Raw genomic sequence first — 20,367 nt, 5'->3', positions numbered from 1 at the left:
AGATCAACTGTGGGAGCGGGCTTGCTCGCGAAAGCGGTCTATCAGTCAACATTTGCGTTGAGTGTTATTCCGTCATCGCGAGCAAGCTCGCTCCCACAGGGGATCTATTTCGCATTCAGGATCGGGCAAAAGGCGTTCATAGAGTGTTGTTCACTATTGTTCATTGTCAATCGCCCGACTGTTCAAATGTGTTCAGCAATGAATGCTCAATCACCGCGCTTTCAACGATTTTCACGACAAATCAACCACTTGCCATTTCTGGCACGAAACTCGCTCCCGTGTACAGGTCGCTTGACTCCAATAATAAAAAGGCCGAGCCATGTCACTCACTCTGGAGCACGTCAGCCGCACCGTCGAGGGCCAGACCTGGATCGACGATGCCTGCCTGAAATTCGAACCCGGTTCTTTCAATGTTTTGCTCGGTCGTACGCTGTCCGGCAAGACCAGTCTCATGCGTTTGATGGCCGGTCTGGACAAGCCCGACAGCGGCCGCATCCTGATGAACGGCGTCGACGTCACTCAGCGCCCGGTGCGTCTGCGCAACGTGTCGATGGTCTATCAGCAGTTCATCAATTACCCGACCATGACCGTATTCGAGAACATCGCCTCGCCACTGCGTCAGGCCGGGATCGGCAAAGAGATCATCCATAGCAAAGTGCAGGAAACCGCGAAGATGCTGCGCATCGAGAAGTTTCTGCAACGCTATCCGCTGGAGCTTTCGGGCGGCCAGCAGCAGCGCACGGCGATGGCTCGCGCATTGGTCAAGGATGCCGAGTTGATCCTGTTCGACGAGCCGCTGGTCAACCTCGATTACAAACTGCGCGAAGAGCTGCGGCAGGAAATGCGCGAACTGTTCAAGGCGCGCCATACCATCGCGATCTACGCCACCACCGAGCCCAACGAAGCGTTGGCGCTGGGCGGCACCACGACCATTCTTCACGAAGGTCGGGTGATCCAGAGCGGCGCGTCGACCTCGGTCTATCACCAGCCGCAAACCGTGCTGGCCGCCGAGCTGTTCTCCGAACCGCCGATCAATCTGATGCCCGGTCGCATCGCCGGCAACGAAGTCAGCTTCGCCAACTTCGTCCACTTTCCGTTGAACGTCGATTTGCGTCCGGTGGGCGAGGGTGAGTTTCGATTTGGCGTACGCCCCAGTCATATCTCGCTGGTGCCGAGCAACGATGACGATCTGGAGTTGGCAGTCACCGTTGAAGTCGCCGAGATCAGCGGTTCGGAAACCTTCCTGCATGTGCGCAACGAACATTTCCTGTTGGTACTGCACCTGTCCGGTGTTCACGAATACGACGTCGATGCGCCGATCCGCATTTACATCCCGACCCACAAACTGTTCGTTTTCGATGCGCAGGGCCGCTTGGTGCAAGCCCCGGGCCGACGTGTCGCGAGGGTTGCCTGATGGCCGAAATCCGTTTGCAGCACCTAGCCCACAGCTACAGCAAAACCCCAGGCGGCGCGGAGGATTACGCGATCCGCGAAATGAATCATGTCTGGGAACAGGGCGGTGCCTACGCCTTGCTCGGGCCGTCGGGTTGCGGCAAGTCGACCTTGCTCAACATCATTTCCGGATTGCTCAGCCCCTCGCAAGGTCATGTCTTGTTTGACGGCAAAGCGGTCAATGACCTGACGCCGGAGAAGCGCAACATCGCTCAGGTTTTCCAGTTTCCGGTGGTTTACGACACCATGACCGTGTTCGATAACCTCGCTTTTCCCCTGCGCAATCAGGGCATGGCCGAGGCGAAAGTGCACAGCAAGGTGCAGGAAATTGCCGAAGTCCTCGACCTGCAAAACCTGCTGAGCAAAAAGGCGCGCAACCTCACCGCCGACGAAAAACAGAAAGTCTCCATGGGTCGTGGCCTGGTGCGCGACGACGTCTCGGCGATCCTTTTTGACGAGCCGTTGACGGTGATCGACCCGCACCTGAAGTGGAAACTGCGACGCAAGCTCAAGCAGATCCACGAGCAGTTCAACATCACCATGGTCTACGTCACCCACGATCAACTTGAGGCCTCGACCTTCGCCGACAAGATCGCGGTGATGTACGGCGGGCAGATCGTCCAGTTCGGCACGCCCCGGGAATTGTTCGAGCGGCCAAGCCACACCTTTGTCGGCTACTTCATTGGCAGCCCCGGCATGAACCTGATCGAAGTGCAGCCGCAGCCCGGCGGCGTCGGTTTCGCCTCGACGCACCTGCCGTTGTCCGACGCCATGCAGCGGCATATCGAACACGGTCAGTGGAAAAACCTCAAGGTCGGCATCCGTCCCGAATTTATTCATGTCTGGGACGAGCCGTTTGACGACGCGATGCAGGCACAGGTCGTACACGTCGAAGACCTCGGCACCTACAAGATCATGACCCTCGACCTCGACGGCGCGCCGCTGAAAGTACGCTTGGCGGAAGACAAACCGGTGCCGCAAGGCACGGCGTATATCAGTTTCCCGGCGCAGTGGCTGATGGTTTATGCCGATGAATTCCTCCTTGAAGCCGACAGCAGCGAGGTGCGGCCATGAACAAGGTGCAGAACAACAAGGCCTGGTGGCTGGTGTTGCCGGTGTTTCTGCTGGTGGCGTTCAGTGCGGTGATCCCGATGATGACCGTGGTCAACTATTCGGTGCAGGACATCTTCGACCAGTCCAGCCGCTACTTCGTCGGTGCTGACTGGTACCGGCAAGTGCTGCTCGATCCACGCTTGCACGACTCATTGCTGCGCCAGTTCATCTATTCCGGCTGCGTGTTGCTGATCGAAATCCCGCTGGGCATTGCCGTCGCGCTGACCATGCCGACCAAGGGTCGCTGGTCATCGCTGGTGCTGATCATCCTGGCGATTCCGCTGCTGATCCCGTGGAACGTGGTCGGCACCATTTGGCAGATTTTCGGTCGCGCCGACATTGGTCTGTTGGGGTCGAGCCTCAACGCGATGGGCATCAGCTACAACTACGCGGCGAACACCATGGACGCGTGGGTGACGGTGCTGGTGATGGACGTCTGGCACTGGACTTCACTGGTGGCGCTGTTGTGTTTCTCCGGGTTGCGGGCGATCCCCGACGTCTATTACCAGGCCGCGCGCATAGACAGGGCCTCGGCCTGGGCGGTGTTCCGCCATATTCAATTGCCCAAGCTGAAAAGCGTGCTGTTGATCGCGGTCATGCTGCGCTTCATGGACAGTTTCATGATCTACACCGAGCCATTCGTGCTCACCGGCGGCGGGCCGGGCAACGCCACGACGTTCTTGAGTCAGACGTTGACGCAAATGGCGGTAGGCCAATTCGACCTCGGTCCGGCAGCGGCGTTTTCGCTGGTGTACTTCCTGATCATCCTGTTGGTGTCCTGGCTGTTCTACACCGCCATGACGCACTCCGACGCCAACCGCTGAGGCCCGGCCATGAGCAAAAGAAAGCTTATCCCGTTGCTGATCTACATCCTGTTCCTGCTGGTGCCGATCTACTGGCTGCTGAACATGTCGTTCAAGAGCAACACGGAAATCCTCGGCGGGTTGACGCTGTTTCCGCAGGATTTCACCTGGCACAACTACAAGGTGATTTTCACCGATCCGAGTTGGTACAACGGTTATCTCAACTCGTTGTATTACGTCAGCCTGAACACTGTGATTTCACTGAGCGTGGCGTTGCCAGCGGCCTATGCGTTTTCGCGTTACCGCTTTCTGGGCGACAAGCACTTGTTCTTCTGGTTGCTGACCAACCGCATGGCGCCGCCCGCGGTGTTTCTGCTGCCGTTCTTCCAGTTGTACTCATCGATTGGCCTGTTTGATACACACATTGCCGTGGCACTGGCGCACTGCCTGTTCAACGTGCCGCTGGCGGTGTGGATTCTCGAAGGCTTCATGTCCGGGGTACCGAAGGAAATCGACGAAACCGCTTACATCGACGGCTACAGTTTTCCCAAGTTTTTCGTGAAGATTTTCATCCCGCTGATTGGTTCCGGCATCGGCGTCACGGCGTTTTTCTGCTTCATGTTTTCCTGGGTGGAGCTGCTGCTGGCGCGCACGTTGACCTCGGTAAACGCCAAGCCGATTGCCGCCGTCATGACGCGCACGGTTTCAGCATCGGGCATCGATTGGGGCGTGCTGGCAGCGGCGGGGGTGTTGACCATTCTGCCGGGCATGCTGGTGATCTGGTTTGTTCGCAACCACGTGGCCAAGGGCTTTGCCCTCGGCCGGGTCTGAGGAGCTGATGATGGAATGGATGAGCTGGACGACCCCGACAGCGGGGTTCTTCATCGCCATTGGTCTGCTGCTGGTGGGCATGACCACGTGGGAATTGCGCTCGCCGAGCATTTTGCGGCGAGGTCTTCTACCGATTGCCACCACCCGTGGTGATCGCTTGTTTATCGGTCTTCTCGGCAGCGCCTACCTGCATCTGCTGGTAATCGGCGTCACCGACTGGAGCATCTGGGTCGCGTCCGCGTTGTCCCTGGTGTGGCTGTTGGCTGTGATGCGTTGGGGCTAGTCGAATCGCTCGACAACTTGGCTCCACAACTTAAACAGGAGGTCTCTATGTTCGACAAAAACAATAAGCTGCGACATAGCATTTCATTGGCAGCCATGCTCGCACTCAGCGGTTTGAGCGCAGCCGCCTGGGCCGATGCGTACGAAGACGCGGCGAAAAAGTGGATTGGCAGTGAGTTCAAACCGTCGACCCTGACGGCCGATCAGCAACTCGAAGAGTTGAAGTGGTTCATCAAGGCAGCGGAGCCGTTTCGCGGGATGGAAATCAAGGTCGTTTCCGAGACCCTGACCACTCACGAATACGAGTCGAAAGTGCTGGCCAAGGCCTTCACCGAAATCACCGGGATCAAGCTCACCCACGACCTGCTGCAAGAAGGCGACGTGGTCGAGAAAATGCAGACGGTGATGCAGTCCGACAAGAACATCTATGACGGCTGGGTCAACGACTCGGATTTGATCGGCACGCACTTCCGTTACGGCAAGACTGAATCGATCACCGACCTGATGGCCAACGAAGGCAAAAACTTCACCTCGCCGACCCTCGACATCAAGGACTTCATCGGCATCTCGTTCACCACCGCGCCGGACGGCAAGATCTATCAATTGCCTGATCAACAGTTCGCCAACCTCTACTGGTTCCGCGCCGACTGGTTCGAGCGCGCCGATCTGAAAGCCAAGTTCAAGGAAAAGTACGGCTACGAATTGGGCGTGCCGGTGAACTGGTCAGCCTATGAAGACATCGCCAAATTCTTCAGCGAGGACGTCAAGGAAATCGACGGCAAACGCATTTACGGGCACATGGACTACGGCAAGAAAGACCCGTCGCTGGGTTGGCGTTTCACCGATGCCTGGTTCTCCATGGCCGGTGGCGGCGACAAGGGTCTGCCCAACGGTTTGCCGGTGGACGAGTGGGGCATTCGTGTCGAGGATTGCCACCCGGTCGGCTCCAGCGTGACCCGTGGCGGCGACACCAACGGTCCGGCGGCAGTGTTTGCCACGCAGAAATACGTCGATTGGCTCAAGGCTTACGCGCCACCGGAAGCGGCGGGCATGACCTTCTCCGAGTCCGGCCCGGTGCCGTCGCAGGGCAACATTGCTCAGCAGATTTTCTGGTACACCGCGTTCACCGCCGACATGACCAAGCCAGGCCTGCCGGTGATGAACGCCGACGGTACGCCGAAATGGCGCATGGCACCGTCGCCACGCGGGCCGTATTGGGAGCAGGGCATGAAGCTCGGCTATCAGGACGTGGGATCGTGGACGTTCATGAAGTCCACACCTGAGAAACAGAAACTCGCGGCGTGGTTGTACGCGCAGTTCGTCACCTCGAAAACCGTGTCGCTGAAGAAAACCATCGTTGGCCTGACGCCGATTCGCGAGTCGGATATCAACTCGCAGGCGATGACCGATCTGGCGCCGAAACTCGGTGGTCTGGTCGAGTTCTACCGCAGCCCGGCCCGCGTGCAATGGACCCCGACCGGGACCAATGTGCCGGATTATCCGCGTCTGGCGCAGTTGTGGTGGAGCCATATCGCCGAAGCGGCGAGCGGCGAGAAGACTCCGCAACAGGCGTTGGATGGCTTGGCCAAGGATCAGGACGCGATCATGACGCGCCTCGAACGCTCCAAAGCCCAGGCAGTGTGCGCGCCGAAAATGAACCCGGAACGCGATGCGCAATACTGGTTCGATCAACCGGGCGCACCGAAACCGAAACTGGCCAACGAGAAGCCGCAGGGCGAGACCGTGAGCTACAACGAACTGCTCAAGTCGTGGGCGGATGCGCGCAAGTGATATTGGAAATGTGAAAGGCAAACGGCACCGCAAGGTGCCGTTTTTTATGGGGCCCAACCTACCGCCATCGCTTGCAGGCAAGCTCCCACAGGTTCCCGTGGTGCCCACACATCCCGGGTATATCGCAGATCCTGTGGGAGCTGGCTTGCCAGCGATTGCTTTCTGACATTCAACATTGATATCGACTGACCCACCGCCATCGCTGGCAAGCCAGCTCCCACAGGTTCCTGTGGTAGCCCTCAAATTCCGCATGCACCACCAATCACTCCTATAGGTTTCAGCGGTGCTGATAAAACCTGGGAACAGTCGAGATCACTGTGGGAGCTGGCTTGCCAGCGATTGCTTTCTGATATTCAACATTGATATCGACTGACCCACCGCCATCGCTGGCAAGCCAGCTCCCACAGGTTTCTGTGGTGATCACAAATTCCGCATGCACCGCAAATCACTGTAGGAGCGAGCCTGCTCGCGATAGCGGTGTGTCAGACAACAAAGATATCGACTGACCCACCGCATTCGCGAGCAGGCTCACTCCTACAGGTTTCAGCGGTGCTGACCAAACCTGGGAACACCCGAAATCACTGTGGGAGCTGGCTTGCCAGCGATGGGGCCATGGGTGTCGCCGCAGGAAACCCAAGCCTGAACACGGTCATCGCCCCCGGCAAACTTTTAACGTCCGCTACACCCTGATGCAGGCTCATGATCGAACGCACAATCGCCAGACCAAGCCCGGTCCCGCCTTCAGCGCGGGACCGGCTGGTGTCGACCCGATAGAAGCGGTCGAACAAATGCGTCAGATGCTGCGGTTCAATCCCGGCGCCAGGGTTGCCCACCAACAGTGAGGTCTGCGTCGCGCCTTGTTCAATCAGCAACGTCACGGTTTTCCCGCCAGGGCAATGCCGCAAAGCGTTGGACAGCAAATTCGAAATCGCCCGCTGAATCATCAATCGATCCCCGAGCACTGAGGCACTCCCCACCACATTCAAACGAATCTGCTTGTCCTGCGCCGACAGTGAAAACAGATCGACGACTTTCAACGCTTCATCCTCCAGCGCAATGGTCTCGAACGGGACCAGCGCGGCGGGGTGACTGACCTGCGCCAGAAACAGCATGTCCGAGACAATCCGCGTCACGCGGCCCAACTCTTCGGTGCAGGACTCCAGCACCGCTTTGTACTCCTCGGCCGGTCGCTCCCGGGACAGGGTCACCTGAGCCTTGCCCATCAGGTTGGTGATCGGCGAACGCAGTTCGTGGGCCAGGTCATCGGAGAACTGCGACAACTGCTGAACATCGCCGTCGAGGCGGTGCAGCATGAAGTTGATGCCGTGGGCCAGCTCACTGAGTTCCTGGGGCATCTTGACCACCGACAGTCGATGGCTGAGGTCCTGCGCCGAGATCATCGCCGCGACCTTACGAAACTCACGCAACGGCGCAAGGCCACGCTGGACCACGGCCCAGGCGCTGATGCCGATGAGGATCAGCAGCAACGGCAAGGCAATGATCGTCGAGCGCAGGTACGCACTGAGCAAGGCTTGATCGTGGGCGTTATCGATCGATAACAGCACCGGCACGCTGCTGCCATCCTTGAGGCGAATCAGCTTCGACACGGTGAGGAATTTCGCCCCCTCGGCGTCGGTGCTCTCTGAATAAGCCAATTGATCGGTGGTTGCCCGCACGGCTTTCAATTCGACCCGCGGGTCGCTCAATCCGCTGCCTGACTTGAGCAGCGGCGAGCGCTGATTGACGCGGTCGTAAATCGTCAGCGTGAGGTTGTCGTGGCCCATCACCTGATCAAGCAAGATGTGCGGTTTGCCCGTGACTTCGTTGGCGTCAACGTACAACGCGAGGCTGTGTTCGACCTGCTCCATCTTCTTTTCCAGACTGTCTCTGGAAAGCGCATTCAGCTCATGGGACAGTGCGATAAACGCGAGCACCGCTAGCAACACCACCAGCAACGCCCCCAGAATACTCACGGTCAAACCCAGTCGCATCGACAGGCTCGCCGGCTTCATTCCCGGGCCTCCAGCACATAGCCAACGCCGCGCAGGGTATGGATCAACTTGTTGTCGAACGGGTCATCGATCTTCGCTCGCAGGCGCCGGATCGACACCTCGACCACGTTGGTGTCGCAGTCGAAATTCATGTCCCAGACCAGCGAAATAATCTGTGTACGAGAGAGCACCTCGCCTGACTGGCGCATCAGCAGGTGCAGCAACGCGAACTCCTTGGTCGTCAGGTCGATGCGCTGCTCGCCACGAAAGGCCCGGTGGCGGCCCTGATCGAGTTCGAGGTCGGCAACTTTGAGCACTGGCGGCACGGGAATGTGCTCGCTGCGACGCATCAAGGTTCGGACTCGGGCCAGCAGTTCGGGAAACTCGAACGGCTTGACCAGATAGTCATCGGCGCCCAGATCGAGGCCTCGAATTTTATCCGCCAGACGCCCGCGTGCGGTCAGCATCATCACCCGGGTGTTGCTGCTTTGGCGCAGTTGCTCAAGCACACTCCAGCCATCAAGTTGCGGAAGATTGGCATCAAGTATTACCAGGTCGTAGGCCTGTTGGCGGGCCAGATGAAGTCCATCTGCACCATTCGCGGCCCGGTCAACTACATAGCCACTTTCCGTCAGGCCCTGATGCAAGTACTCGGCAGTTTTAAGCTCGTCCTCAACTACAAGGATTCGCATGATCAATCACCACTTTCATTGAATGGAAAAGTAATTAAGGTGACCGGGAAAGTTGTTGTTTTTGTAAGGTCTTCCGGACGTTTTCAATAACGATAAGAAGCCCCTCACCCTAACCCTCTCCCAGCGGGAGAGGGGACTGAACGTGAGATGCTTCAGAACTACACCGACGTGGAGCATCTTTACTGAATCCATAATCGACTTGATTTAACAGGTCGATGGAAAGTATCAGACACCTCGGTCGGCTCCCTCTCCCCCGGGAGAGGGCTGGGGTGAGGGGGACGGCACAATAAAGGTTGAAGCGACTACAGGGTCAACGAGCTAGCGGTGTAAAACAGTACTCTGCGACAGTCGGTCGCAGTGAAAATCGCAGAGTTCTCATTAGTTCGATTCAAGCAAGTGCTGTTCAGCAGATAACTAATGCGCATTTGTTTCCATGTATTGCAGTGACTGTATTCGTACTTCGCATCCTAGAACAAAACAACTTGGCGGAACCGTGGATAACGGATTTGTAATGTTCCAGTCACCTTGTCGATAAGTTCAAAACCCTACCGTGGCGGCATCGAAAAATCCTCAATGAAGGAAGTCTTCCATTGCCCGGTTCAAGACAACTGACGGCGCGATCACGCCTGAAAAAAGCAGCCAGCGGCATTCTGTTGCTGGCCAGTACCAGCCTCGCGAGCGCCTCCACCCTGACCCTCGATCAGGCCCTGCAAACGGCCTTCGCCGGCAACCCGGATCTGGCCGCTGCACAATGGGAAATCGGCATCGCCGAGGGCGACCGCCAACAGGCTGGCCTGATCCCCAATCCCGAAGTCTCGTGGGAGGCTGAAGACACCCGCCGCAACTCGCGCACCACCACGGTGATGCTCAGCCAGCCGATCGAACTGGGCGGCAAACGCGGTGCGCGCATTGACGTCGCCAGCCGTGCGCAGGACGCCGCCGGCATCGAGCTTGAGCGCAAACGCAACGCCTTGCGCGCCGATGTGATTCAGGCGTTCAACAGCGCCCAGACCGCGCAGCAACGCTTGCAGTTGTCGCGCCAATCCATGCAACTGGCCGAACACGGTTTGCGCGTGGCGCAAGGGCGGATCGAGGCCGGCAAGTCTTCCCCGGTCGAGGGCACGCGGGCGCAAGTGCAACTCTCCGAGGTGCGCCTGGAGTTGAGCCGCGCCGAACGCGATCAGGCCAACGCCTATCAGCAATTGGCGCAGGTCATGGGCGCGCCGTTACCGACCTCGACCACGGTGCAAACCGCCACACAAAACCTCATCAACGTGCCGCCGCCAAACCGGCTGCTTGAGCGTCTGAACCAGACCGCCGAACTGCGACTGGCCAAGCTGCAGATCGATCAGCGCGAAGCGTCCCTGGGCCTGGAAAAAGCCCAGCGGATTCCAGACCTCACGGTGAGTGTCGGCAGCCAATACAGCGAGCTGGAGCGCGAGCGGGTCAACGTCGTCGGGCTGTCGATGCCGATCCCGCTGTTCAACCGCAATCAGGGCAACATCCTCGCCGCCGCACGCCGCGCCGATCAGGCCCGCGACCTGCGCAACGCCAGTGAGCTGCGCTTGCGCACGGAAATCCAGACCACCCTGGATCAATGGCTGACCGCCAACACGGAAATCCAGTCGTTCGACCAATCGATCCTGCCGGCGGCGCAAAGCGCCGTCGACACCGCGACCCGTGGTTTTGAGATGGGCAAGTTCAACTTCCTCGACGTGCTCGATGCCCAGCGCACCTTGATCAGCGCCCGCGCCCAATACATCCAGGCGATTGCCGAGGCCACTGACGCCTGGGTGCGCATCGAGCGGATTTTCGGCGACCTCGCCGTCAGCCCTTGAATTTCACTTTTCAAATCACTGCGCGCAGGTTCGGCGCAGAGGAGTTTCCATGGATAAAAAACTGATCGTGGTCGCTGCGGCGACGCTGGCATTGGGCATCGGCATCGGCTCGATGTGGCCGGGCAATGGCGCCATCGACGCGCACGCCGATGAGGCCTCGGAACATGCCGATCACGCGGATCACGCCGAGGAGGGCGCCGCTGCCGAAGGCGAGCATGCCGAGGAAGGGCACATCGAATTGAGTGCCGTGCAGATCGCCTCGGCCGGTATCCAGTTGGCCGAAGCCGAGGCGCGGGACATCAGTCTCTCGTTGCCGTTTCCCGGCGAAATCCGTTTCGACGAAGACCGCACCGCCCACGTGGTGCCGCGTGCGCCGGGTGTGGTCGAGTCGGTGCACGTCAACCTCGGTCAGTCGGTGAAGAAAGGCCAGTTGCTGGCGGTCATCGCCAGCCAGCAGATCTCCGATCAACGCAGCGAACAAGCCGCCGCACAACGGCGTCTGGAGTTGGCGCGTACCACCTACGAACGTGAGAAGAAACTCTGGCAAGACAAAATCTCTGCCGAGCAGGATTTCCTCCAGGCTCGTCAGGCCCTGGAAGAAGCCGAAATCGCCGTGAACAACGCTCGGCAAAAAATCAGCGTGCTCAGCGGCAGTTCGGTGGCCAGCGGCGGTAATCGCTATGAACTGCGGGCGCCGTTCGACGGTGTGGTGGTGGAAAAACACTTGGGGTTGGGGGAGGTCGTCAGCGAAACCACCAATGCTTTCACACTCTCGGATTTGTCGCGGGTGTGGGTGACCTTCGGTGTCTCGCCGAAGGACTTGAACAAGGTGCTGGTGGGCAAATCGGTGACGGTCAGCGCCCCGGAGCTGAACGCCGAAGTCAGCGGAACCGTGGCCTACGTCGGCAGCTTGCTGGGCGAGCAGACCCGCACTGCCACGGTCCGCGTCACCTTGGCCAACCCGCAAGGCGCCTGGCGTCCAGGGTTGTTCGTCACCGCGCGGGTGGACACCGAAACCCGCCAGACGAAGGTCGCCGTGCCGGAAGCCGCGCTGCAAACGGTGGAGGACAAACCCACCGTGTTCGTTCGAACCGATGACGGCTTCAAGGCGCAGCCGGTGGTGATCGGCAGCCGCGCGGCAGGCCTGGTCGAGATCACCGAAGGCCTGGCGCCTGGCGTGCAAGTCGCGACCGCCGGCAGCTTCATTCTCAAATCGGAACTGGGTAAGGCCTCGGCCGAGCACGCTCACTAAAGACGCCCACCGATCCGCCATTGCCACGAGAAGGTCCTCATGTTTGAACGCCTGATTCAATTCTCCATCGAGCAGCGCATCATCGTGTTGCTCGCGGTGCTGCTCATGGCCGGCCTCGGCATCGCCAGCTATCAAAAGCTGCCGATCGACGCGGTGCCCGACATCACCAACGTGCAGGTGCAAATCAATACCGGCGCGGCGGGTTTCTCGCCACTGGAAACCGAGCAGCGCATCACCTTTCCCATCGAAACCGCCATGGCCGGTTTGCCGGCGCTGGAGCAGACCCGTTCGCTGTCGCGTTCGGGGTTGTCGCAAGTCACGGTGATCTTCAAGGAAGGCACCGACCTGTTCTTCGCCCGGCAATTGGTCAATGAGCGATTGCAGGTCGCCAAGGAACAATTGCCCGACGGAGTGGAGGCGGTGATGGGGCCGATTTCGACCGGGTTGGGGGAGATTTTTCTGTGGACAGTCGAGGCCGAGGAGGGCGCGCTCAAAGAGGACGGCAGCCCGTATACGCCGACCGATTTGCGGGTGATCCAGGACTGGATCATTAAGCCGCAACTGCGCAACGTGCCGGGCGTGGCGGAAATCAACACCATTGGCGGCTTTGCCAAGGAATACCAGATTGCGCCCGATCCAAAACGCCTGGCGGCCTACAAGTTGACCCTGACCGACCTGGTGACGGCGCTGGAGCGCAACAACGCCAACGTCGGCGCCGGTTACATCGAGCGCAGCGGCGAGCAGCTGTTGATTCGCGCCCCAGGCCAAGTGGCGACCACCGAGGACATCGCCAACATCGTCATGGCCAATGTCGACGGCACGCCGATCCGGATCAAGAACGTCGCGACCGTGGACATCGGCCGCGAATTGCGCACCGGGGCCGCGACCGAAAACGGCCGTGAAGTGGTGCTCGGCACGGTGTTCATGTTGATCGGCGAGAACAGCCGCACGGTGTCCCAGGCCGTTGCCGCCAAGCTTGAACAAATCAACCGCTCGCTGCCCAAAGGCGTGGTCGCGATCACCGTCTACGACCGCACGCATCTGGTGGACAAGGCAATTGCCACGGTCAAGAAGAACCTGGTGGAAGGGGCGATCCTGGTGATCGCGATTCTGTTCCTGTTCCTGGGCAACATTCGTGCGGCGCTGATCACGGCGATGGTGATTCCGCTGGCCATGCTCTTCACCTTCACCGGCATGTTCACCAACAAAGTCAGCGCCAACCTGATGAGCCTCGGCGCGCTGGACTTCGGCATCATCGTCGACGGCGCGGTGGTGATTGTCGAAAACGCCATCCGGCGGCTGGCCCATGCGCAGCAGCATCACGGGCGCATCCTGACGCGCTCCGAACGCTTTCATGAAGTGTTCGCGGCGGCCAAGGAAGCGCGCCGGCCACTGATTTTCGGCCAGTTGATCATCATGGTCGTGTACCTGCCGATTTTTGCCCTGACCGGCGTCGAAGGGAAAATGTTCCACCCGATGGCGTTTACCGTGGTGATCGCCTTGCTCGGGGCGATGTTGTTGTCGGTGACTTTTGTTCCGGCGGCGATTGCGCTGTTCGTGACTGGCAAGGTCAAGGAAGAAGAGAACGTCATCATGCGTGGCGCCCGTCGGGTCTACGCCCCGGCGTTGGAGTGGGTTATGGGCCATCGCTCGATCGCATTCGGCGCGGCATTGGCCGTGATCGCGATATCGGGAGTGGTGGCCAGTCGAATGGGCAGCGAGTTTGTACCGAGTCTCAGCGAAGGCGATTTTGCCCTGCAAGCCTTGCGCGTGCCGGGCACCAGCCTGACGCAATCGGTAGAAATGCAGCAGCGCCTGGAAAAACTGGTACTGGAAAAAGTGCCCGAAGTGCAGCGCATGTTCGCGCGCACCGGGACCGCGGAAATTGCTTCCGACCCGATGCCACCGAATATCTCCGACAGCTACGTGATGCTCAAACCCAAGGACCAATGGCCTGATCCGAACAAGTCCCGAGAGGCGCTGATTGCCGATATCCAGAACGCCACGGCGCTGATGCCGGGCAGCAACTACGAGTTGTCCCAGCCGATTCAGTTGCGTTTCAACGAACTGATTTCCGGCGTGCGCAGTGACGTGGCGGTCAAGGTGTTCGGCGATGACATGGCGGTGCTCAACAGCACGGCGGCGAAAATTGCCGCGTCGATGCAGAAGGTCAGCGGCGCTTCCGAGGTCAAGGTTGAACAGACCACCGGGCTGCCGGTGCTGACCATCAACATCGACCGCGACAAAGCCGCGCGTTATGGCCTGAACGTTGGTGACGTGCAAGACACCATCGCGGTGGCGGTCGGTGGGCGCCAGGCGGGGACTCTGTATGAAGGTGATCGTCGATTCGACATGGTGGTGCGCCTGTCCGACGCCATGCGCAAGGACGTCGAAGGCCTGTCGACGCTATTGATTCCGGTGCCGGCGCTGCTCAATGGCAGTTCCGATCAGATTGGCTTCATCGCGCTGTCGGAAGTGGCCAGCCTTGATCTGGTGCTCGGGCCGAATCAGGTCAGCCGCGAAAACGGCAAGCGTCTGGTGATCGTCAGTGCCAACGTGCGCGGGCGCGATATTGGTTCGTTTGTGCAGGAAGCCAGCCGCGTGATTGAACAGCAGGTGCAGATCCCGGCCGGTTACTGGACCAGTTGGGGCGGGCAGTTCGAGCAACTGCAATCGGCGGCCAAACGCTTGCAGATCGTAGTTCCGGTCGCTCTGCTGCTGGTGTTTGCCTTGTTGTTCATGATGTTCAACAACCTCAAGGATGGGCTGTTGGTGTTCACCGGGATCCCTTTCGCACTGACCGGTGGGGTCATGGCGTTGTGGCTGCGGGACATTCCATTGTCGATCTCGGCGGGGGTCGGTTTTATTGCCTTGTCCGGGGTCGCGGTGCTCAACGGTCTAGTGATGATCGCGTTCATCCGCAATCTTCGGGAAGAAGGGCGCTCGCTAAGCAGCGCGATCAATGAAGGTGCGCTGACGCGGTTGCGTCCGGTGTTGATGACGGCGCTGGTGGCCTCGCTCGGCTTTATTCCGATGGCGTTGGCCACCGGCACCGGGGCGGAGGTGCAACGGCCGCTGGCGACCGTGGTAATCGGCGGGATCCTGTCCTCGACGGCACTGACGTTGCTGATCTTGCCGGCCCTCTACCAACTCGCCCATCGCCGCGATGAGGACCCAACGCCCACCCAGTAATCAACTTTCAGGCTCCCCACTTATCAGTGGTGAGGAGCCTTTGTGGCTTTCAGCCTCCCCACTTATCAGTGGTGTGGAGCCTTTGTGGCGAGGGGATTTATCCCCGTTGGACTGCGCAGCAGTCCCCTTCTTTTTAATAGAGAGGGGCCGCTTCGCAGCCCAGCGGGAGCAAGCTCCCTCGCCACAGGTTATTCCTGTCGTCAACCATCCTCACACTGCTGATCTTGCCGGCCCTCTACCAACTCGCCCATCGCCGCGATGAGGATCCAACGCCCACCCAGTAATCAACTTTCAGGCTCCCCACTTATCAGTGGTGAGGAGCCTTTGAGGCTTTCAGGCTCCCCACTTATCACTGGTGAGGCTTTTGTGGCGAGGGAGCTTGCTCCCGTTGGACTGCGCAGCAGTCCCCTTCTTTTCAAAGAGAGGGGCCGCTTCGCAGCCCAGCGGGAGCAAGCTCCCTCGCCACAGGTTATTCCTTCAGCCTGAAAACCTCTTGAGCGCTTTTCAGTTTAGCCACATAACGGATATGTAATTTCCACGCCACCGTCACGCAAGGTTCGGCTTGTTACCTTGATCCCGTCAGTTACTTAAACGAGGAATCAAAGATGAAATTTGCCCAAATCAGTGCTTTTACAGCCGCTCTGGCGATGTCGTCCCTGGCCATGGCCGAAGGCGGCGGTGACCGCACCTTCGAGAAAATGATGAGCGCCAACGACCGCTCTGTAGAGCTGTTTGTCGCTAAGGAAAACGCTGCTGGCAATCCGGTCGTCGTCAATGAAAAGAAAGACGACAAGACTCAAGACCTGTAAACGCGTCGTGCTGGAACAAGCCTGTCATCGCGCATCGATGCCGGGCTTTTTTATGGAGGAGCAAACATGAAGATGATCAAGTTGATGACCCTCGCCGGCGTCATGGCGATGTCTACGAATGTATTGGCGGAGGGCGGTGGTGACCGCACGTTCGACCGCGCTTTTAGCGCCAACGCCAAAGCGATGGAGCAATACGCCGCCAACCAGGGTAAAGCGCCGCCGGTTGTGAGGGATTACGAGTACGGGATGAAGCTGGACGTGGTGAAAATAGTCAGCGTCGTGAAGCCCCAGCCAGCCTGCGCGGTCGTCCCTACGGCCATGACCTACGAAGATTCGAACGGGCAGCTCAACACCCTCAAATACAGCGTGGCGGGTGTCTGCCGCAACAGCGGTGGCTAAGGCCCCGCAACCCACTGTAGGAGCTGCCGAAGGCTGCGATCTTTTGATCTGGTTTTTTAACAAGCCAAAGTCAAAAGATCGCAGCCTTCGGCAGCGTCCGTGTCCAGTTTTGCAAACGGGGAACTCTGGCGAGTGGCCTCTGCGATTAAGCGGTTCCTAAAGGGAAGAGCCGCTACTGCGGCTCTACTTGAAAGGCAATGGCGCTGTGCCTGCAACGGCCGAAACGGGCTGCGCTTCGTTCCTTAACTTGCGCTGGGCAATCTCTGCGCCGCGTTTGCGCAGTGGTGTTTCGATAAAGCGGTAGTTCAGTTCGCTCAACACCAGCAATATCCCGATCGACGTCGCCAGCAATTCAACGGTAAAGCTGCTATCCAGCGGTACGCCTTGGCTGGCGGCGACACGGGTCCAGATTTCGGTGCTCAGATGGTTGGTGAAAACGTGGATGACGTACAGCGCGTAGGATCTTGAGCCGAGCCATTGCATGAGACCGCGCAAAACCGCTGGGCAGTAGATGTAGCCGTTCTGATAACTCGCCAGCCAGACAATGATCACCGAGACGATGGCGACCATGCCGACGGCAATCGGCAGGGCTATCAGTTGGATCGCAACTGCGCCCAGCATGTACAGCAGAAATAAGGTGCAAAGCAGGGGTTTGAGTACGCCCTGACCGAGTCCGCGAGGTTCTATCTGTTGATAGAGACGGGTGCGGGTGAACAGGCAGAGGAGAATCCCCCATAACAACGCATCCAGGCGGAAGTCACCGAGCATCGCGCCGAGGGGCGCCCCATAAGGATTGCGATCCAGGCCGAATTGCAAGGCAATAAGCGCGATCAGGGCAATCACGCGCCAGCGCGCAGCCGTGATAAACAGCAGGAAAAACGGGAACAGGAAATAGAACTGCTCTTCAAGTGCCAGGCTCCAGTATTGGGGGCTGGGCCCGATCAAATTGTAGTGCTTCGCCAGGTTGGCGCTGAATGTCGCCACAGCGGTGGCATTGCGCAGATTGTCGAACCACGAACCGAAGGCGTTGGACTGGTTGAAGGCGATGGAAAAGAACAACGGAATCAGTATCCACACCCAGGCAGTCGGCAGCAGACGATAGGCGCGGCGCAACCAGAAACTGACGGCTGCCAGCCCGAACTGACCTTGTGTGCGGTGCTTGTCGAAGTAGTCCAGATAAGCCTTGCTGACAACGAAACCGGAAATACAAAAGAACAGGTCGACTCCGCTCCAAGGCATGTAAATCGAGAAAATTCTCAGCAGCGTGTCGGTATGAAACGGCAGCATCATCGTGACATGACAAAAAAAGGTCATGCCGACAGCGATCCCTCGCAAGTACTCAATTTCCAGATTTTTACGGCTACCCATCGGTTCCTCATTATTCTTGTTATTCAGCGCCCGCGACGATGGCAGGTGGCCTGCGGGTTGGTCAAGAACGCGATGCCGAATTCATTAAACGCCACATGTGCAGGTGAATGCCGGGCATAAAAAAGGCGTCCCAAAGGACGCCAAAAAATTCACCTCTTCCAAAGGAGCAAGGAGCTTCTAAAGGTGAATGTGCAGATTTAACTGAGCAGCAGGGTCTTACAGAATCGCCAGCGGGTATTCGACAATCACGCGCACTTCATCCAGGTCCGACTCGAACGCCGTTGCCCGGGTATTGGCTTGGCGCAGACGCAAGGACATGTCTTTCAACGTGCCGGTTTGCACCACGTATTTCACCTCGATATCGCGCTCCCAGCGTTTCTGGTCGGTTAGCGGGTTACCCTCGGCATCGCGGCGCATGTACACGGCGTTCGCGTTGGAATAGTCGGCGCCGGAGCCACGGCCGTAACGGGTCATGAATGACAGGCCAGGCACGCCATACGGGCTCATGTCGAGGTCGTAGCGGACCATCCAGGAACGTTCTTTGGGCGAGTTGAAGTCACTGTACTGGATCGAGTTGTCGAGAAAGATCGAGTCCGACTGGCGCAGATAATCGAAGTCGTCGTTGCCGTTATTTCGTTGGTGGGACAGTGCCAGCGAGTGGGCGCCGTACTTCACGCCGATCCGGCCGCTCCAGATGTTGTTGTCGAACTTGCCGAGCAACTGCTTGCCCTCGTCGACGGCTTTGTAATAGTTCAAGCCACCAAATACCGAGAGTTCATCCGACAACGAGTGATTCAACGCGGTGCCTGCGTAGTATTGATTCCAAGCATCTTTGAGGCGGCTGGAATAAAGACTGAAGCTGACATCTTTGTTCAGTGCGTAGTCACCGCCGAAGTAGCCAACCCATGGTGAGTTGACCGGGCCGGCGTAGAACGTCGCGAAGTTCTCGCGCATGTTGCTGGAGACCGGTTGGCTCATGGCGTGAAGTCGACCGCCCTGAAGTGTCAGGCCTTCAAGGCTGGTATTGGTCGCGGTAACGCCCCGGAAACTTTCCGGCAGAAGCCTGGAATCACCAGCCGCCACCACTGGGGTGGAAGGGAACACATCACCGACTTTCAGCACGGTATCAAAGGCCCGAACTTTGGCTGCACCACCGACCTTGGTGTATTCATCTCGCGCCTCGCCGTCGCTGTTGACGGGCAATACGTCGAACGAACTACGGCCGCCGTTGCGACCATCACCGGTATCAAGCTTCAGCCCGATCATCGCAAATGCATCAACGCCGACACCGACAGTGCCTTGGGTAAAACCGGATTCGAACTTGCTGATAATCGCATGGGCCCAGGCCTCGGAATAGCCATTGCCCGTGGGACTCGACTGACCATTGCGGTGATCACGATTGAAGTAGTAGTTACGGTTGAGCACGGTCAGGCTGCTGTCTTCAACAAATCCCCCGGCCTTTTCCTCAGCCGCTACCAGGGACGGCCCGGAACTGACAACCATCGCTAAAGCGGCCATCGAATACTTTGTAGGGTTAACCATCAATCACTCCTTGGGTTCGGCAGAACTGGAACGTTCTTCGGCTTGGTTTTATTTTTCTACGGGCAGGCGCCCGCCGGCATTGGTCGCCGGGTCACATCGTTGCAAGCTGCGGATAACGCCAAGGTGATGGGGCAATTACAATTTCGTCATGTGGCTGTAACGCCAAGCCATGCGGGTGTACCTGGATTTATGAACACCACTGAAACCTGTGGGAGCGGGCTTGCCCGCGAAAGCGTTGGGTCAGGCAATGATGATGCTGAATGTGCCGGTGCCATCGCGGGCAAGCCACGCTCCCACATGGGTTTAGGGGAAACTTCGCGATTGACGTGTAGGAACAATCCACAGCACTATCCGACCATGAATACCCCACACCGAATGACCATGATGTGTTCCTCTGTGACCGCTTCCGGCGGGCCATAAGGTCATACGTGTTTGCCATTTGACGTGTTACCCGAAGCCCCGCCAGCGATGGACGGGGCTTTTTCATGCCCCACCCGTACATGGCTCATGGAGAGAGAAATGTTCGAAATCAGAAGAGCCACACTGGACGATGCGCGAATAGCGTTCGACATTCGCCGACAAGCGATTCGGCATCAATGCATCGGTGCCTACAGCGAGCAGCAGATGCTCGATTGGACGAGAGGTTCGGCCGAGGACGGTTACGACACACTCATGGCAAAGCATTTCTATCTGGGGTGTGTGGACGGTGAGGCGGTAGCGACCGGGATGCTTGATCTGCAGCATCGTGAAATCGGCGCGATCTTTATTCTTCCTGATTTCATGCAGCGGGGGTTGGGCACGCGCGTTCTGTATTTTCTTGAAGATCTGGCTCGGGATCTGGGGCTGGCCGAGGTGTGTCTGGACGCAACGTTGAACGCGGCCGATTTCTATCGGCGCTGCGGTTATGTGGGGGAGGGGAGTGCGGTATACCAATCACCTTCAGGGCTGCAACTGGCGTGCGTGCCAATGGTGAAGACGTTGGGGTAAAGATCAAAAGATCGCAGCACCTACA

General features: G+C 58.6%; 16 protein-coding genes. 12 read left to right on the top strand and 4 right to left on the bottom strand.

What is annotated here, in order from left to right:
* The first annotated feature begins 319 nt into the window (after positions 1-319).
* The 6 genes from JFT87_RS22395 to JFT87_RS22370 are packed head-to-tail and all read left to right on the top strand — an operon-like array spanning position 320 to position 6,272.
* Positions 320-1,414, top strand: a complete 1,095-nt coding sequence (locus JFT87_RS22395) for an ABC transporter ATP-binding protein (protein WP_201204632.1) — start codon at positions 320-322, stop codon at positions 1,412-1,414.
* On the top strand, positions 1,414-2,526 hold the full coding sequence (locus JFT87_RS22390; protein ID WP_201204630.1) for an ABC transporter ATP-binding protein: 1,113 nt from the start codon (positions 1,414-1,416) through the stop codon (positions 2,524-2,526). The genes JFT87_RS22395 and JFT87_RS22390 overlap by 1 nt, the downstream gene beginning before the upstream one ends.
* Positions 2,523-3,389 (top strand): carbohydrate ABC transporter permease, encoded by an 867-nt coding sequence (locus JFT87_RS22385; RefSeq protein WP_201204628.1) that lies wholly within the window; start codon positions 2,523-2,525, stop codon positions 3,387-3,389. Before JFT87_RS22390 ends, JFT87_RS22385 begins: the two co-directional genes overlap by 4 nt.
* 9 nt (positions 3,390-3,398) lie before the next feature.
* Entirely contained in the window at positions 3,399-4,199 is an 801-nt protein-coding gene (locus tag JFT87_RS22380) for a carbohydrate ABC transporter permease (protein WP_201204626.1), read from the top strand.
* A 10-nt stretch (positions 4,200-4,209) separates the two neighbouring features.
* Entirely contained in the window at positions 4,210-4,482 is a 273-nt protein-coding gene (locus JFT87_RS22375) for a DUF2160 domain-containing protein (protein ID WP_201204624.1), read from the top strand.
* Between the two features lie 47 nt (positions 4,483-4,529).
* Entirely contained in the window at positions 4,530-6,272 is a 1,743-nt protein-coding gene (locus JFT87_RS22370; RefSeq protein WP_201204622.1) for an ABC transporter substrate-binding protein, read from the top strand.
* 578 nt (positions 6,273-6,850) lie between these two features.
* Here JFT87_RS22370 and JFT87_RS22365 read toward each other — a convergent pair.
* A complete protein-coding gene (locus JFT87_RS22365; protein WP_201204620.1) occupies positions 6,851-8,284 on the bottom strand; it encodes a heavy metal sensor histidine kinase in 1,434 nt (477 codons plus the stop codon).
* Positions 8,281-8,955 (bottom strand): heavy metal response regulator transcription factor, encoded by a 675-nt coding sequence (locus tag JFT87_RS22360; protein ID WP_201204618.1) that lies wholly within the window; start codon positions 8,953-8,955, stop codon positions 8,281-8,283. The genes JFT87_RS22365 and JFT87_RS22360 overlap by 4 nt, the downstream gene beginning before the upstream one ends.
* Positions 8,956-9,545: 590 nt before the next feature.
* Here JFT87_RS22360 and JFT87_RS22355 point away from each other — a divergent pair.
* The 5 genes from JFT87_RS22355 to JFT87_RS22335 all read left to right on the top strand — a co-directional run bounded on the left by JFT87_RS22355 (position 9,546) and on the right by JFT87_RS22335 (position 16,445).
* Positions 9,546-10,793, top strand: a complete 1,248-nt coding sequence (locus tag JFT87_RS22355) for a TolC family protein (protein WP_201204616.1) — start codon at positions 9,546-9,548, stop codon at positions 10,791-10,793.
* A gap of 49 nt (positions 10,794-10,842) precedes the next feature.
* On the top strand, positions 10,843-12,045 hold the full coding sequence (locus tag JFT87_RS22350; RefSeq protein ID WP_201204614.1) for an efflux RND transporter periplasmic adaptor subunit: 1,203 nt from the start codon (positions 10,843-10,845) through the stop codon (positions 12,043-12,045).
* A gap of 39 nt (positions 12,046-12,084) precedes the next feature.
* A complete protein-coding gene (locus JFT87_RS22345) occupies positions 12,085-15,237 on the top strand; it encodes a CusA/CzcA family heavy metal efflux RND transporter (protein ID WP_201204612.1) in 3,153 nt (1,050 codons plus the stop codon).
* Between the two features lie 605 nt (positions 15,238-15,842).
* Positions 15,843-16,046, top strand: coding sequence for a co-regulatory protein PtrA N-terminal domain-containing protein (locus JFT87_RS22340; RefSeq protein WP_201204611.1), 204 nt, complete (start codon positions 15,843-15,845; stop codon positions 16,044-16,046).
* A 66-nt stretch (positions 16,047-16,112) separates the two neighbouring features.
* Positions 16,113-16,445, top strand: coding sequence for a DUF2790 domain-containing protein (locus tag JFT87_RS22335; protein WP_201204609.1), 333 nt, complete (start codon positions 16,113-16,115; stop codon positions 16,443-16,445).
* Positions 16,446-16,628: 183 nt separating this feature from the next.
* Here JFT87_RS22335 and JFT87_RS22330 read toward each other — a convergent pair whose 3' ends face one another.
* Together JFT87_RS22330 and JFT87_RS22325 are read right to left on the bottom strand one after the other, a co-directional pair.
* Positions 16,629-17,813, bottom strand: a complete 1,185-nt coding sequence (locus JFT87_RS22330) for an acyltransferase family protein (protein ID WP_201204607.1) — start codon at positions 17,811-17,813, stop codon at positions 16,629-16,631.
* A gap of 216 nt (positions 17,814-18,029) precedes the next feature.
* Positions 18,030-19,355 (bottom strand): OprD family porin, encoded by a 1,326-nt coding sequence (locus tag JFT87_RS22325; RefSeq protein WP_201204605.1) that lies wholly within the window; start codon positions 19,353-19,355, stop codon positions 18,030-18,032.
* A gap of 519 nt (positions 19,356-19,874) precedes the next feature.
* On the opposite strand from JFT87_RS22325, the gene JFT87_RS22320 reads away from it, so the two are divergent.
* The gene (locus tag JFT87_RS22320) at positions 19,875-20,342 is read left to right on the top strand and encodes a GNAT family N-acetyltransferase (protein WP_201204603.1); all 468 of its coding nucleotides are present in this window, start codon (positions 19,875-19,877) and stop codon (positions 20,340-20,342) included.
* Positions 20,343-20,367 lie beyond the last annotated feature (25 nt).

The sequence above is a fragment of the Pseudomonas sp. TH15 genome (assembly GCF_016651105.1).
Taxonomy (GTDB): Bacteria; Pseudomonadota; Gammaproteobacteria; order Pseudomonadales; family Pseudomonadaceae; genus Aquipseudomonas.
This window is presented reverse-complemented; position numbering and strand designations above follow the sequence as displayed.